Annotated in this window: 14 protein-coding genes; 7 read left to right on the top strand and 7 right to left on the bottom strand. The window is 64.1% G+C overall.

Going from position 1 to position 15,502, the window contains the following annotated elements; all coding sequences use genetic code 11:
* Window positions 1-4 precede the first annotated feature (4 nt).
* The 5 genes from mutM to gdhA are packed head-to-tail and all read right to left on the bottom strand — an operon-like array spanning window position 5 to window position 4,233.
* Window positions 5-826: a bifunctional DNA-formamidopyrimidine glycosylase/DNA-(apurinic or apyrimidinic site) lyase gene (mutM, locus tag CAPI_RS04335; RefSeq protein ID WP_018016820.1), complete on the bottom strand. Its 822-nt coding sequence runs from the start codon at window positions 824-826 to the stop codon at window positions 5-7.
* Window positions 826-1,593: a ribonuclease III gene (gene rnc, locus CAPI_RS04330; protein WP_018016819.1), complete on the bottom strand. Its 768-nt coding sequence runs from the start codon at window positions 1,591-1,593 to the stop codon at window positions 826-828. Before rnc ends, mutM begins: the two co-directional genes overlap by 1 nt.
* On the bottom strand, window positions 1,590-2,108 hold the full coding sequence (locus CAPI_RS04325) for a YceD family protein (protein ID WP_018016818.1): 519 nt from the start codon (window positions 2,106-2,108) through the stop codon (window positions 1,590-1,592). Before CAPI_RS04325 ends, rnc begins: the two co-directional genes overlap by 4 nt.
* A 23-nt stretch (window positions 2,109-2,131) precedes the next feature.
* Entirely contained in the window at window positions 2,132-2,860 is a 729-nt protein-coding gene (locus CAPI_RS04320; protein ID WP_018016817.1) for a DivIVA domain-containing protein, read from the bottom strand.
* Window positions 2,861-2,886: 26 nt separating this feature from the next.
* Window positions 2,887-4,233: an NADP-specific glutamate dehydrogenase gene (gene gdhA, locus CAPI_RS04315; RefSeq protein ID WP_018016816.1), complete on the bottom strand. Its 1,347-nt coding sequence runs from the start codon at window positions 4,231-4,233 to the stop codon at window positions 2,887-2,889.
* Between the two features lie 196 nt (window positions 4,234-4,429).
* Between gdhA and CAPI_RS04310 the strand changes: the two genes are divergently transcribed.
* Window positions 4,430-5,575, top strand: coding sequence for a glycerate kinase family protein (locus tag CAPI_RS04310; RefSeq protein ID WP_018016815.1), 1,146 nt, complete (start codon window positions 4,430-4,432; stop codon window positions 5,573-5,575).
* Here CAPI_RS04310 and CAPI_RS04305 read toward each other — a convergent pair.
* The gene (locus CAPI_RS04305; RefSeq protein WP_018016814.1) at window positions 5,545-5,937 is read right to left on the bottom strand and encodes a hypothetical protein; all 393 of its coding nucleotides are present in this window, start codon (window positions 5,935-5,937) and stop codon (window positions 5,545-5,547) included. The two genes, CAPI_RS04310 and CAPI_RS04305, sit on opposite strands and share 31 nt — an antisense overlap.
* 31 nt (window positions 5,938-5,968) lie before the next feature.
* Here CAPI_RS04305 and CAPI_RS04300 point away from each other — a divergent pair, with 31 nt between their 5' ends.
* Genes CAPI_RS04300 through CAPI_RS04275 form a run of 6 tightly spaced genes read left to right on the top strand, consistent with a single transcriptional unit; the run spans window position 5,969 to window position 14,015 of the window.
* On the top strand, window positions 5,969-7,300 hold the full coding sequence (locus CAPI_RS04300) for a DUF4921 family protein (protein ID WP_026157020.1): 1,332 nt from the start codon (window positions 5,969-5,971) through the stop codon (window positions 7,298-7,300).
* A 17-nt stretch (window positions 7,301-7,317) separates the two neighbouring features.
* Window positions 7,318-8,571, top strand: coding sequence for an amidohydrolase (locus CAPI_RS04295; RefSeq protein WP_018016812.1), 1,254 nt, complete (start codon window positions 7,318-7,320; stop codon window positions 8,569-8,571).
* Window positions 8,572-8,582: 11 nt separating this feature from the next.
* Window positions 8,583-10,961 carry a glycogen/starch/alpha-glucan phosphorylase gene (locus tag CAPI_RS04290; RefSeq protein WP_018016811.1) on the top strand — a complete coding sequence of 793 codons (2,379 nt, stop codon included), beginning with the start codon at window positions 8,583-8,585 and terminating at the stop codon, window positions 10,959-10,961.
* A gap of 29 nt (window positions 10,962-10,990) precedes the next feature.
* Complete coding sequence (locus CAPI_RS04285) at window positions 10,991-11,443, top strand: nucleoside deaminase (protein ID WP_018016810.1); 453 nt, start codon at window positions 10,991-10,993, stop codon at window positions 11,441-11,443.
* Window positions 11,440-13,323: an aminodeoxychorismate synthase component I gene (gene pabB, locus CAPI_RS04280; protein ID WP_018016809.1), complete on the top strand. Its 1,884-nt coding sequence runs from the start codon at window positions 11,440-11,442 to the stop codon at window positions 13,321-13,323. The genes CAPI_RS04285 and pabB overlap by 4 nt, the downstream gene beginning before the upstream one ends.
* Complete coding sequence (locus tag CAPI_RS04275; protein ID WP_018016808.1) at window positions 13,314-14,015, top strand: aminotransferase class IV; 702 nt, start codon at window positions 13,314-13,316, stop codon at window positions 14,013-14,015. The genes pabB and CAPI_RS04275 overlap by 10 nt, the downstream gene beginning before the upstream one ends.
* Here the strand turns inward: CAPI_RS04275 and pyk are convergent.
* Window positions 14,012-15,424, bottom strand: a complete 1,413-nt coding sequence (pyk, locus tag CAPI_RS04270) for a pyruvate kinase (protein ID WP_026157019.1) — start codon at window positions 15,422-15,424, stop codon at window positions 14,012-14,014. The genes CAPI_RS04275 and pyk overlap by 4 nt on opposite strands.
* Window positions 15,425-15,502: the final 78 nt, after the last annotated feature.

The raw sequence follows: 15,502 nt of genomic DNA, 5'->3' as shown, positions 1-15,502 counted from the left end.
TCGCTTAAAGCACTTGACATTTAGGGCAGTAGTAGCTCGATCTTCCGTTCACTACCGTTTTCTCGATCGGAGTTGAGCACCGCGCGCAGGGCTCCCCGGCCTGCCCATAAGCGTGCAGGGATCGGGAGAAGTAACCCGAGGCGCCGTTGACGTTGACGTACAGTGAGTCGAAGCTCGTTCCCCCCTGCTCGAGCGCGCGGGCCATGACGGAACGCGCCTCGCTGAGCAACGCGACCGCATCGCGCTGGCGGAGCGCACGGGCTTTGCGCGTAGGTTTTACACCTGCGGCCCACATCGCCTCGTCGGCGTAAATCGATCCGATGCCGCTGACCACCGTCTGATCTAGCAGAACCGTTTTCACCGCAGAGTTTTTCCGCCGGATGCGGCGCGCCACGGCAACGGGGTCGAAACTGGGCTCGAATGGGTCCGGGGCGATGTGTGCGACCGGGGCGGGCAGAGCGTCGATAAGAGGTGCATACTGCCACGAGCCGAATGTGCGCTGGTCTACGAAATCCAGTTCGACATCGCCGAGGAGGGCGCGGATACGTAGGTGCGGGCTTTGGACCACTCCCGGCGCGCCGACCAACATCTGGCCGCTCATGCGCAGGTGAACGACGAGTGCCGCCTCGTTTGACAGGGTCAGCCACATAAATTTGCCGCGCCTGCCCGTCCCGGTGATCGTCAGGCCGGGAAGGACCTCAGATAAGGAGACAGTATTGGTACGCACCGCGCGCGGGTGGAGGATGTCCACCGCATCGAAGGTGCGCCCAACAAGGTGTTCGTGAAGACCACGGCGGACGACCTCAACCTCGGGGAGCTCGGGCACTAGCCGATGCTCGCGGGGTGGTCGCGGAGGAAGAAGACGGCCTCGCGGGCCGCGTTTTGCTCAGCTGTCTTTTTGTTCTGGCCTCTCCCGACCCCGCGTGGCGTGCCGCCGATGAGCACCTCTGCCGTAAACACCTGTTCGTGTTCCGGGCCGGTGACGGTGGCGCGGTACTCCGGTTGCGGGCCGGCAAGTTCCGCAACGCGCTCCTGCAGGACAGTCTTCCAATCGCGGTTCCAGTGCGCCGCGTCGATTTTGGCCGCGAAAAGGCGCAGGATGACCGCGCGCGTGACCTCGAATCCATTTTGGCGGTAAATGGCTCCGAGGAGCGCCTCGGTTGTGTCGGCCAGAATCGATTCTTTGGCCCGGCCGCCGGTGACCTCCTCCCCCTTGCCCAGCAGGATGTGGTCTCCCAGCCCGATCTCGCGAGCGACGTCCGCGAGCGCATAGCGGGAGACCACACGGGAGCGCATGGGTGACAGATCCGACTCGGGCCGCGATGGGTGGCGGTCGAACAACTCGTTGGCCACCGACAGACCCAAAACGGCGTCGCCGACGAACTCGAGCCGCTCATTGTTGGGTAGGTGGTCATGCTCGTTGGCGAACGAACGGTGCGTCAGCGCGAGACGGAGCAGCTCTGGGTCCACCGGTGCGCCGAGACGCGCTAGGAGGGGCGCGTGATCCACCGCCAGGAAGGCGGCCTCCCACGCTTCCTCGGGGCTGACCTTGTCCTTCCGGCCCTTCCGGTCCTTCCGCGAGCGTGTGCTCACAGGAACTTCTCCAAACCGGCCCAGCGCGGATCGACGAGGTTGTTGCTCTCTCCCGAGACCCCGTCTGGGCTGGGCATATCCTCACTGTTGGCGCATTCGGGCTCACACGTGGGGTTGAAAGGCAACGTCATTCCCAGTTCGTCAACGAATGCCTGCTCGAGGTCGACCGTGTCGCCCACCATCGCTGGGACGTCCTCCTCATCGGAGGGGTCACCCACAATGAAGTCCTCGCTGCCCGAGAAGACCTGGCTTACCGTGGCGGAAAAGGACGGGGTCAACGGGGCGAGGCAGCGAACGCATTCGCCTTGGAGGGTGCCGTGCGCGGTGGCGTCGACAAGCACGCCCGAGCCAAGCGGGGTAACGGTGGCCTCGACGGTGACCTCTCCCCCTTCGGGCAGTGCGATCATTTCCGGACCGATCCGGGAGGGGGAAGGGCCGGTCTGCGTGAGCGTCTCCGGCATCCCGTCGCTGTTGATTACCTCGGCGACGTTAAAAACGAAGGGATTCGTAGCCATAACAGCCACTACCCTACAACGGTTTAGTAGTCCTGCTCATCCCGGCGACGGCGAGAGGGCCCACCGGAGATACCGGCGCCCCGTCGCAGTGCCGAACGGTCCGAACTAATGGTTCGCAGAACCGAGGACAGCGACTCCTCAAACTCGGCGAGCTTAGCGTCGACGAAGTCGTCGCATTCCGCGCGCAGGCGAGAGGACTCGGAGTGGGCTTGCTCCACAAGACGGTGCGCTTCCTCCTCGGAGCGACGCACGACCTCGGAGTCGCTGATGAGGCGTTGCTGCTGCGCCAAACCCTCGTCGACGCTGCGCTGGTAGTGCGCGTTGCCGTCCTCGATAAGGCGATCCGCTTCTGCCCGAGCGCTGCTCACCGTCGAGTCCGCGTCGGCGCGGGCACGGTCGACCGTGCGGTCCGCGGTGTCTTCGGCATCGGAGACAAGCTGGGTGGAGCGTGCCTCGGCGTCGGAAAGCATGCTCTCGGTTTGATTGTGGACGTCGGCCATGATCCGCTGTGCTTCATCCTCGGCGTCCCCGATGAGCGTGTCCGCCCTTTCCTGGGCCCCGCGCAGAATTTCGTCCTGCTTGTCCAACACGTCCTGAGCGTCATCCACTTCTACCGGCAGCGCATTGCGGATGTCGTCGAGAAGAGCGAGGACGTGGTTACGCGGCACCATGCAGTTGGAGGTCATGGGCACGCCATAGGCCTGCTCCACGGTCTGGACGAGTTCGTCGAGGGCTTCGAAAACGCGGTACATGCTCTTTACAGTACTGTGCTCGTGTCCTATACCACGCCCTGAGCGAGCATCGCGTCCGCAACCTTCTTGAAGCCCGCGATGTTTGCACCCACGATGTAGTCACCCTCGCGGTCGTATTCCTTCGCCGTCTCGTCGGACATCGTGAAGATGTTGGACATGATCCTGTGCAGGCGGTCGTCGGTGTACTCGAACGTCCACGAATCGCGCGACGCGTTTTGCTGCATCTCGAGGGCCGAGGTGGCCACACCTCCGGCGTTTGCCGCCTTGCCCGGGCCGAAGCTGACCTTGTTCTCGCGGAAGACCTCCACGGCTTCCGGCGTCGACGGCATATTGGCGCCTTCGGCGACGTATCGCACGCCACCCGCGACCAAGTTGCGGGCGTGGTCGCCATTCAGTTCGTTCTGCGTCGCACACGGCAGGGCAACGTCGGCCTGAAGGTCCCAGATACTGCCCGAATCGTGGTAGGTCGCACCCTGGGTCTCGGCCGCGTAGGTAGAAACGCGCTCACGGCGGGTTTCCTTGACGTCTTTGAGCAGGGCGACATCAACGCCTTGAGGCGTTTCCACCCAGCCGGAGGAATCCGAGAAGCCGATCACCGTAGCGCCGAGCTCCTGTGCTTTCTCAATGGCGTAGATGGCCACGTTGCCCGAGCCGGAGACGATGACCCTCGCGCCACTGAGGGACTCTCCGCGGGCCTTCATCATCTCGTCGGTGAAGTAGACGCAGCCGTATCCGGTGGCCTCCGTGCGTACCAAAGACCCACCCCAGTTCAAGCCCTTACCGGTGAGGACGCCGGATTCGTGCTGGTTGGCAAGGCGACGGTACTGCCCGAACAGGTAGCCGATTTCGCGGCCACCGACACCGATGTCACCAGCTGGGACGTCGCGGTACTCACCGATGTGGCGCCACAGTTCGGACATGAAGGACTGGCAGAAGCGCATAATCTCGCCCTCGGACTTACCCTTCGGGTCGAAGTCCGAGCCACCCTTGCCTCCGCCGATGGGAAGGCCAGTCAGCGAGTTCTTGAAGATCTGCTCGAATCCGAGGAACTTGATGATGCCGAGGTTAACCGAGGGGTGGAAACGCAAGCCGCCCTTGTACGGTCCGAGCGCAGAGTTGAACTGGACGCGGAAGCCTCGGTTGACGCGGACGTTGTTGTCGTCATCCGTCCACGGGACGCGGAAGATGATTTGGCGCTCCGGTTCGCAGAGCCTCTCAATCAGACCGTAATCGGCGTAGTGCGGATCCTTGGACAGGACGATCTTGAGCGAATCGAGGACTTCCGCGACCGCTTGGTGGAACTCAGGTTCGGCAGGGTTGCGCTGCAGGACTTTGTCGTAGTAGCCAGCTACTTCCTGTTCGATCGAGGACATAGAGGGCGCCTTTCTACTTGGCGGACAGTGGGTAAACCGAATACCTAACAAACGGCAGGTTTACGACGTTGCTCACAATACGCGGTCTAATCGAATGCGCAATAGGTATTCACTTTATGCTCGCCCGCCAGCAGTCAACCGCCTCCACGCTAAAATGGTTTAACCACAGGTTTCACACTTTTCTACGGAAAGAATTATGACGCAGATCACTTCCTCCGACGCGCCCTCTCCCACCGTCATCGTCGCGCCCGATGCCTTCAAAGGCAGCGCCACCGCCGAAGAGGCCGCCCGGTGGATCGGCGAAGGCGTGCGCAGCATCATCCAGGACGCGCACATCACCATTGTTCCGATGGCCGACGGCGGCGAGGGCACCTCCTCGCTTTTCGACGGCGAACGCATCACCCTTCCCACAACCGATGCGGCGGGTCGCCTAACCGAGGCGAGCTACACCTTCAACCGCGAGGAAGCCACGGCCTACATTGACGTGGCAGCGGCCACCGGACTCCCGGCGGTACAGGACGCGCTCGAGGATCACCCCGTTGCGACCACCGGTGATACGTACGGGACGGGGGTTCTGATCGCCGACGCCGAAACGCGCGGGGCCCGTCGGATCGTGCTCGGTCTCGGGGGGAGCGCCACCGTCGACGGCGGAACCGGCATCCTCGTTGCTCTGGGTGCTCACCCTCTCGATTCCGCGGGCCATCCGCTGAACCAAGGCGGCGCCGCCCTGGTCGACCTCGCGGATTTCGACACCGCCCGTGTGAACATCCCCGCCGCCTCGATGGAGTGGGTGCTTCTTGCCGACGCCCTCGTCCCCGCCACCGGGAAGCGCGGAGCGGCACGTATCTTCGGGCCGCAAAAGGGCGCGGACGCCAACGACGTTGAACTGCTCGACCGGGCCCTCGGCCACTTGTGCGACGTCACCGGTGTCGACCCGCAGGCCGCTGGGTACGGCGCCGCGGGCGGGGTTGCCATCGGACTGACGTGGCTGTCCGCGCTCATGCACGGGAACACCGAGCACATCACCGTCGTCTCCGGCGCGCGGGTTGTCGCCGAAGCCGCCGGTATGGCGGAGCTCGCCCAGAAGGCCTCGCTGGTCATCACAGGCGAGGGGCGCTACGACGAGCAAACGGCCGAGGGAAAGGTGGCCTCTGCCGTGCTCGACATCGTGCAGCAAGCTGGGACCACCGCCGCGGTAGTCGCTGGCTCGTTCTCCGTCGAGGTCCCAGACGGAGTCCTCAGAGTCGAGCTGAACGATGATCCCTCCCTAGAGGAGCAGCTGCGACGAGCAGGGGCGGATGTGGCGATCGCCTACCTCAACACGGCCACGGTCCAGGGATAAACCGCCGGGACCTCAAAACGCTCCTGATCCATCAGCGCGGCGGGGTCAGCGGGAAGCGCCGCTTTCGGCGTGAGCACGCGAGACAGGCCCATCGCCAGTTTGTTGTAGCTCGTGGCCCCTTCGGCACTGATGCTGTAACGGTGAACCCGCGCATCACCGGGGTCCTCTCCACGCTCCTCCGCATACGCCCTTTGGAGCTGGGCGGTCGTATCGGCGTCGAGAAGCGGGGCAGGCTCGTGGCTGACCTCGCCGGAGATGAGCGCACCGCGGCGGACGAGGATGTCACACGCCCGTTGGAACGCTTGCGCTACCTCCGCGGAAGCGGCGTCGGGGACGAGGACGTCGAAGTGGATGGACGGCATGCAGCAAGGCTAGCTAATACCCTCGGTGGGCATGAACCAACCCGTGCACTCGTTCCGAGACGCGCTGACCACCATGGCCGACGGCACAATCAAGCAAATCAACCCGTTTTCTGGCACCGAAGTGTGGACTATTCCCGGGCGGGCCCAGCGCCCGCTCAGTGTGCCGCCGCGTACACCGCGTCCGCTCGATCCCGGGGAGGAAAAATGCGCCTGCAGCTTTTGTCAGGACAATCTCCTGCGCACCCCGCCCGAAAAGTCCCGTATCGTCCGCAATGGGGCGTCCTGGGAGATTCTGCGGGGGTTGCTGCCCCACCAGCTGGGTGACACGACGCCCGAGTTTCGGCGCGTGCCGAACCTTTTCGAAATCGTCTCCTTCGACTACTGGCGGAAAAACTACGGCTACGCCATGAACGACAGCCAGAGAGAGAGGATGGAAACCTACCTCGCTGATCCCACCGGGCGCGAGCACGTGGGCGACATTGTGCGCACCCGGCTGAAGGCTAGCGGCAAGGAGCCGAATGGGGAGCTCAGCGGCGAGGATATCGCGAACTTCGCGCCCTCGTATTTCGCCGGCGGGCACGACGTCATTATCGGCCGACGCCACTTCATTGACGGTGCCGTAGACGACTCCCAGCTCGCCTCCTCCGGCTCACTGACCCCCGAGGAGCACTACGCATTCATCGCCTTGACCATCGACGCGATGCGGGATCTCTACGACAACAACCGCTACGCGCCGTACGTGGCCGTTTTTCAAAACTGGCTAGCCCCGGCCGGCGCGTCCTTCGACCACCTGCACAAACAACTCGTGGCAATCGACGAGCGGGGGGTGCAGACCGAAATGGAGATCTCGAAGCTGCGCCGAAACGCGAACCTCTACAACGAGTGGGCTGTAAATTACGCCTTCTACAACAACCTCGTTATCGCAGAGAACGACCACGCGATCATGCTGGCCGGCATCGGGCACCGCTTCCCCTCCCTGTGCGTGTATTCCAAAGCGGCGGCCACGGAACCGTGGGACCTGAGCTCTGAGGAGATGAGGGACTTCTCCGACATGCTGCACGCGGCGCATGCCGCTACCGGGGCCGACGTGGCCAGCAACGAGGAGTGGCACTACAAGCCCATCGACCTCGACCTCCCCATGCCACTGCGGGTCAACGTGAAATGGCGGGTGTCCACCCTCGCTGGCTTCGAGGGGGGCACCAAGATCTACGTCAACACCTTGTCCCCCACCGATATCCGCGATCGAACGGTCTCGCGCCTTTACGCTCTTCGCGACGCTTCAGCGGTTGCCGGATCCATCCGCATTGCCACCGAATGTGCGCCCTCTCGGAACTGCTTGCGCTACAACCCCGCCCTGGGGTGAGCGGTAGGTTAGGCGACATGAGCGCACTCCCCGGCATTCTTTCCTCGTACGAAGTCGACCCCGTTTGGCAGCGCCGTCTCTACGAAATCCTCCATTCCAACCCAGAGCTGTCTATGCACGAGGCGGAAACGCACCGGCGCATCCTGACAGAGCTCAAGCGGTTCGACTGCCAGGTCATCGCGCCGGTGGGGACACACGGGATTGTCGCGGTTTTCCGCAACGGGCCCGGCGCGACGGTGTTGCACCGCGCCGACTTCGACGGCCTCCCCGTGACGGAGGAAACCGGAGCACCCTACGCCTCGCACAAAATTGTCGACGGTCCCGGCGGGCAACCAGTGGGCACCATGCACGCATGCGGTCACGACATTCACACCGCCGCGCTGCTGGGTGCCTGCGACTTTTTGGACCACACCCGCGACAAATGGAGCGGGACGTTCATCGCCTTGTTCCAGCCCGGTGAGGAAACCGGCGAGGGCGCCCAGGCGATGGTCAATGACAACCTGGTGGGCCTGGTACCCCGTCCCGAGGTGTGCTTCGGTTTACACGTCATGCCGGGACGCGCAGGTCAAGTCATGAGCAAGCCGGGCCCACAGTTCGCCGCGTGCGACTCCGTCCGCGTCCGCATCCCGGGCCGCAGCGCTCACGGCTCGATGCCACACAACGCGATCGACCCGACCTTTACCGCGGCGATGATCATCACCCGGCTCCAAGGCATCGTCGGGCGGGAGGTTGACCCAGCCGACTTCGCCGTCGTCACGGTGGCCAGCATGCGAGCCGGGACGACGAACAACATCATCCCTGGCGAGGCGGAACTCACGCTCAACTGCCGCTTCTACAGCGATAAAACGAAGGCGAAGGTCTATGCGTCAATCGAACGCGTGGTCCACGCCGAGGTTCTGGCCTCAGGAATCACCGACGCGCCCACGATCGAGTATTTCGCCCACGGAGAGCTGCTCACTAACGACGCGGTGGTCTACAACCGCGTCCGACCCAGTTTCGACGAGGTATTCGCCAACGAATCCGTCAAGGCGCCACGCAAAACGGTCTCGGAGGATTTTTCCAACATCCCGGCGGCTTTCGGAGTGCCTTACTTCTTCTGGCTCATCGGGTGCACCCCGGCCGAACAGTGGGATGGGGCGGTTCGGTCTGACAGGGTTACCGAGGACATCCCTGTCAACCACATGCCCACCTTTCTGCCAGACTACGAACCGACCATCACCGCAGCGACGCGTTCCACGCTCGCGGCAGCGCTCACGTACTTGACTCGGTAGGCTCTCGGGGTGTGACCTCGCAGCCATTTGAAACAGCCGCCCCCGGCCACATCAGGGGGTTTTCGGGAGCGTCCCCGGAAAACTCAACCGTCAAAAAATTCTGGACTGGACTGTCAGCCGCCGTTATTGACCAGATCGCCGAGGATTGGGACAACACCAAGCGCGCCTACGCGGCAACCCGGCAGCAGGCGTACTTCTCGGCCGAGTTCCTTGAGGGGCGGGCCCTGCTTAACAACCTGACCAACCTTGGCCTCGTCGACAAGGCGAAGCAGGTCGCCAGCGAACACGGCCGTGATCTGAGCGACGTCTTGGAGGCGGAACACGACGCCGCGCTGGGCAACGGAGGCCTCGGCCGCCTCGCCGCGTGCTTCCTCGATTCGGCGGTCACCGGCAATTACCCAGTCACCGGTTATGGGTTGTTGTACCGCTATGGATTGTTCCGCCAAGAGTTCGACAACGGGTTCCAGAGGGAATACCCCGACGCGTGGAAAGAATCCTTCTACCCCTTCATCGTGCGTCGTGGCACCCAGCAGCGCACCGTCACCTTCGACGACATGAGCGTCCGCGCCGTGCCCTACGACATGCCGATTACCGGTTATGGCACAAAGAACGTCGGCACGCTGCGGCTGTGGGACGCGAAGCCGATGGAGGAATTCGACTACGACGCTTTCAACTCGCAACGCTTCTCCGACGCGATTCTGGAGCGCGAAGCGGTCCACGACCTCACCCGCGTGCTGTACCCCAACGACTCCACGTACGCCGGCAAGGTCCTGCGGGTGCGGCAGCAGTACTTCTTTGTCTCTGCGTCGCTGCAAGAGATGATCGATAACTACGTTGCCCAGCACGGTGACGACCTGCGCGACTTTCACCGCTTCAATTCCATCCAGCTCAACGACACTCACCCAGTGGTGGGCATACCCGAGTTGATGCGCCTGTTGATGGACGAGCACGGGCTCGGTTGGGAGGACGCCTGGGCGGTGACCACCAGGACCTTCGCTTACACGAACCACACCGTCCTGCAGGAAGCGCTTGAGACGTGGGACGCGGGCATCTTCAAGCAGCTTTTTTGGCGCATCTGGGAGATCGTGGTGGAAATCGACCGCCGCTACCGCAAGGACATGGAAAAACGGGGTGTCGGCCCAGAGGAGGCAAACCACTATTCACCGGTCCACGACGGGTCGGTGCACATGGCGTGGATCGCCTGCTACGCCGCCTATTCGGTCAACGGCGTGGCGGCGCTGCACACGGAGATTCTCAAGCGGGACACCCTGAAATTCTGGTATGACCTCTACCCGCAACGCTTCAACAACAAGACCAATGGCGTGACCCCCCGCCGCTGGCTGCGCATGTGTAACCCGCGCCTGTCCGCGCTACTCGATCGGCTGTCCGGGTCCGACGAATGGGTCACGGATTTGGACAAGCTTTCCGAGCTGCGTTCCTACGTCAGCGAAGACTCGGTTATGGAGGAGCTCCGCGAGATCAAATCTGCCAACAAGCGCGACTTCGCTGAGTGGGTGGCGCGGACCGGCGGTGTTGAGATCGACACCGACTCGATCTTCGACGCCCAAATCAAGCGCCTGCATGAGTACAAGCGTCAGCTACTCAACGCCCTGTACATCCTTGACCTGTACTTCCGCATCAAGATTGACGGCGAAACGGACGTACCCAAGCGCACGTTCATCTTCGGCGCGAAGGCGGCACCGGGCTACACGCGGGCCAAGGGCATCATCAAGCTGATCAACACGATTGGCGACCTTGTCAACAACGACCCCGAGGTCTCCCGAACCCTCCGCGTCGTGTTCGTGGAGAACTACAACGTCTCCCCCGCCGAGCAGATTATCCCCGCGGCCGATATTTCGGAGCAGATCTCCACGGCGGGCAAGGAGGCCTCCGGAACTTCAAACATGAAGTTCATGATGAACGGGGCGCTCACGCTGGGCACCATGGACGGAGCGAACGTCGAAATCGCCGACGCCGTCGGGGAGGACAACGCCTACATCTTCGGTGCTCGCGAGGACGAGCTGCCTCGCCTCCGCTCCACCTATAACCCGGCAGCCGTCGCAAAGCAGGTCCCTGGGCTCAAGCGCGCGCTTGACGCTCTTATCGACGGCACGCTTGACGACGCTGGGACCGGCACCTTCCACGACATCCGCGGTTCCCTGCTCGACGGCAACGGGTGGGAAACCCCCGACGTTTACTACGTGTTGGGGGATTTCGCGGACTACCGCGCGACGCGCGACCGCATGGCGCACGAGTACGTCGCGGACCCACTGCACTGGGCACGGATGTGCTGGGTCAACATCTGCGAGTCCGGCCGCTTTTCCTCCGACCGCACCATCCGCGACTACGCCACCGAGGTATGGAAGATCGACCCCACCCCCATCCGCTAGCAACTCGCCGGCAGGTTAGCATCGGCGGAATGGACTTCTTAGAACGCGCCGTCGAGATAGCAACCACCTCAGCTTCGGGGGACGGGGGCCCGTTCGGGTGCGTCGTCGTCACCTCGGACGGCGCTGTGTACGAGGGCCGTAATGAGGTGGTGACCCGCCGCGACCCCACCGCGCACGCCGAGATCCAGGCGCTGCGCGCCGCGGCGGCCCACCATGGCCATGATCTCAGCGGCGCCACCCTCTATTCCTCGGCGCGACCCTGCCCCATGTGCTTCGTGGCAATTCATTGGGCGAATGTGGAACGCGTCGAGTTCGCTGCCCGCTCGGACCAAGCCGCCGCGGCGGGATTTGACGACGAGTGGTTAGCCCGCGTCACCAGCGGGTTGGAGGCAAGCCCGGTGCAGTTTCGCTACCGGCCCTTGCCCAGCGACAACGCGCCCTTCGAAGCATGGGCGGCTAACCCGAACCGGGTGGACTATTGATCCTTCTCATCGACAACCGGGACTCGTACACGTATAACCTCGCGCACTTGATCCACGCTGCTGCCGGGGAAGAACCCCTGGTGGTACGCGCGGATGACGTCGAGAAGTATGATCTGGCGCGCCGTGTTGAGGGTGGGGAGTTTTCGCACATCGTCATCTCCCCGGGACCTGGTACGCCTGCGGACGACGGCGATTTCCGCGGCTCCCGCCTCATAATTCAGGCCGCAGGCGAGACACCCGTGCTTGGGGTGTGTCTGGGGCACCAGGGTCTGGCCCACCTTGCCGGCGCGTCTGTGCAAAGGGGTGCTCCCCACCACGGCGCCACCAGCACCATCACGCACTCCGGTGAAGGCATCTTCGCCGGCCTGCCGCAGGGCTTCACCGCCGTGCGCTACCACTCCCTCACCGTCTCCGAAGCGCCGGGCGTGCGCGTTCACGCCCGCGCCGAGGATGGCACTGTGCAGGGGCTCGAGGTCGTCGGCCGGCCGCACTGGGGCGTGCAGTTCCACCCCGAATCGGTCCTCACCGACTGCGGGGTGGAACTGCTGCGCAACTTCCTCAGCCTCTCTCAGCTCCGCGTGGAGTACCAGTGTGTCGACGTCGACCTTGACACCGAGTCGACGTTTCGCGCGTTAGCGGGTGAGAGCGCTGAGGCGTTTTGGCTCGACTCTGCTACCGGTGAGGGTTTTTCCATCCTGGGCACGGACCGCGGTAGTCTGACCCGCTCCCACACCTTCCGCCTCGGCGAGGACGACATCCTAGACACACTGGGGGCCGAACTTGCGGTGCGAGTAGACACGTCTCCCCTCCCCGACCTGCCCTTCACCGGCGGCTGGGTTGGTTACCTCGGCTACGAGTGCGCCACCCTCACGCTGCCGCGTTTGACTCCCTCCGCCCCTTCGGCCTACCCGGACGCGTGGTGGGTGCGACCCCAATCATTCATCGTGTACGACCACTCCGCCCAGCGCGCCCATCTCATGGTGCTGTACCGCGGTGCGCCGGACGAAGAGACGCGGTGCCTCATGGGCGAACTGGTCGCTGCTACGTCAGCGCGCGCTAGCGAAGGGGAAATCGGGGTGGGTGTCGAAAAGGGTTCGTGGCGCTTGAGCCGCGAGGACTACCTCGCCCGCATCGGGCGGATCAAGGAGGCCCTGGCCAGCGGGGATTCCTACGAGGTGTGTCTGACGGACACGTGGTCCGCTCGCACGTCATCGGCAGGGATCGATTTGTACTCGCGGCTGCGCAGGTTCAATCCGGCGCCCTACGCGGCGTATTTCCGGATCGAGTCAGTCGAAGTTTTGTCCTCCTCGCCGGAGCGTTTCCTCACCGTACACGGGCGGGACGTCGAAACTAAGCCGATCAAAGGCACGATCCCCCGCGAGGAGGACCCGAGCGCGTTGCGTACCGACGCCAAAACCCGCGCCGAGAACCTCATGATCGTCGACCTCCTTCGCAACGACCTCGGGCGCGTCTGCGAGCCAGGTACGGTCACCGTACCCAAGCTCATGCACGTGGAAACCTACGCGACGGTTCACCAGCTCGTGTCGACGGTCAGGGGCGTACTCCGGCCCGGCACCACGCTCATCGACCTCCTCCGGGCCGCCTTCCCCGGCGGATCCATGACGGGCGCGCCGAAAGAACGCACGTGCGCCATGATCAGCGAACTAGAGCCGGGCGCTCGAGGAGTGTATTCCGGCGTCGCGGGCTACCTCGGTTTCAACGGGCGGGCCGACCTGTCCATCCTCATCCGCACTGCTGTTAAGCAAGGAGACACCGTGGAGGTTGGGGCGGGCGGGGCCGTCGTCTGGGCCTCTCATCCCGCCGCCGAGTACGAGGAAAAAGAGCTCAAAGCCAGGGCGGTGACCGCGGCGTGGCAGTAACGGTCTACACCTGGGCCGGCCGATGGGTGCCCAGCCCTCACGGACCCCGCATCATCGACCGCGCCGAGTCGTGGCGCCACGCCCACGGGCGCGCCCGATTTCTCGAGCTGCACATGGAACGATTTGGGCCGGCCCCGCCGGGTCTGTGGGACGAGGCCCTTTCGCTTCTCGACGCCCCCGCGGACCTTTTCCCGCGCCTCGCCAGGGCGCAGGGCCGCTTCTACCTCGAAGTCCGTCCCGCCCCGGCGCGGCGTGAGCGGACCCGCCTCGCGCTGGTGGACGCGCCCGACCCGCGCCGCTCTCCCACTGTTAAGGGCCCCGATCTTGCCCGGTTGGCCGCCCATCGGCAGCGCCACCTGCCCGCCGGCACCGACGACGTCGTACTCGGCACCTTCGCCGAAACCACGACCGGGGCTCTGGTGGGGTGGCGGGGTACGACGCTTGTCACCCCCCGGGCCCTGCACCTACCGAGCACGACGCAAAAAGCCGTGGTCGCGCGGGCGCGCTCGCTGGGCCATCCCGTTATCGAGGGCGAGCTGGACCCCTGCGAGCCGCTGTGGTTCTGCAACGCGCTGCACGGCATTAGCCCGGTCAGCACCATTGTGTCGGCAGGCGACCTGCTTAGCACGCCGCGCTTCGGCGGCGAGGGCGAGTGGGTTGGCTGGTGGGCCGACCCCATGAGCAGGTCCTAAGCATCCTCGCCGAGCTGGTGGACGCGGATGGTGTTCGTCGTTCCACTAATTCCGGGCGGGGTGCCAGCGACAAGAACCATCGTGTCGCCGGCCTGGTAGTCGGCCATGCTGAGCAGGTGCTCGTCGACAATGCGGGTCATCTCGTCGGTGCCCTTAACCGGCGGGCAGAGGAAGGTCTCCGCACCCCACGTCAGCGCGAGCTGCGAACGCACCTGCTGGACGGGGGTGAACACGAGCAGCGGTAGCTCGGGGTGAAGGCGCGCGACGCGGCGAGCGGTATCCCCTGTCGTGGTGAAGGTAACAATCGCGCGCGCGTTGAGGCGGTTGGCGATGTCGTTCGCGGAGTAGGAAATCACGCCGCGCTTCGTCCGCGGGATGTGATTGAGCGGCGGGACGCTGCCCATCGACTCGGCGACGCGCACGATACGGCTCATCGTCCGCACCACGTTGTGGGGGTCCACACCCACCGAGGTCTCACCGGAGAGCATGACCGCGTCGGCGCCGTCGAGAACCGCGTTCGCCACGTCGGAGGCTTCCGCTCGCGTCGGCCGAGAGTTGGCGATCATCGAATCGAGCATCTGCGTGGCCACGATGACGGGCTTGGCGTTCTCGCGCGCGATCTGGATGACCCGCTTCTGCACCAACGGGACCTGTTCGAGCGGGATCTCGACACCCAGATCACCGCGCGCGACCATCACGGCATCGAATGCGAGAATGATCGACTCGAGCGCCTCGACGGCCTCGGGCTTTTCCAGCTTCGCAATAACCGGCACACGGCGGCCAACCTCGTCCATGATCTCGTGGACGAGGTCGGCGTCCGCCGGAGAGCGCACGAAAGAAAGCGCAACTAGGTCCACACCAAGCTCGAGCGCAAAGCGCAGGTCGTCCTTGTCCTTCTCAGAGAGGGCGGGCACGGACACGCTCATTCCCGGCAGCGAGACACCCTTGTTGTTGGAGACGGGCCCGCCCTCGGTTACCTTGGCGACGACGTCGTTGCCGTCGACCTCTTGGACAACCAGGGCGACTTTTCCGTCGTCGACAAGCAACCGGTCCCCCGCTTGCGCATCTTGGGCGAGCTGCTTATACGTCGTAGAGACCCTGTCGTGCGTGCCGACAACGTCCTCAACGGTGATGCGGACGACCTCACCGGTCTCCCAGACCGTCGAGCCGTCCTCGAAGCGGCCGAGGCGGATTTTCGGCCCCTGCAGATCTGCTAGGATGCCAACGGCGTGGCCGGTAGCGTCCGTTGCCTCGCGAACCCATCGGTAGTTCTGCTCGTGGTCTGCGTGATCACCGTGCGAGAAGTTCAGGCGCGCGACATCCATTCCGTCGCGGACCAGCCCCAAGATGGCGTCTGCATTTGCCACCGCGGGACCGAGTGTGCATACGATCTTTGTTTTTCTATCCACGTCCACCCAACCTACATTCAAACCGCGTCCAACCGAGCTCCACTGTTCGAGCTGTGGTTATTCGCGATCGGCCTCTTT

The sequence above is a fragment of the Corynebacterium capitovis DSM 44611 genome (assembly GCF_030440535.1).
GTDB lineage: Bacteria > Actinomycetota > Actinomycetes > Mycobacteriales > Mycobacteriaceae > Corynebacterium > Corynebacterium capitovis.
Note: the sequence above shows the minus strand (reverse complement) of the source record. Positions and strands in the feature narration are given on the sequence as shown.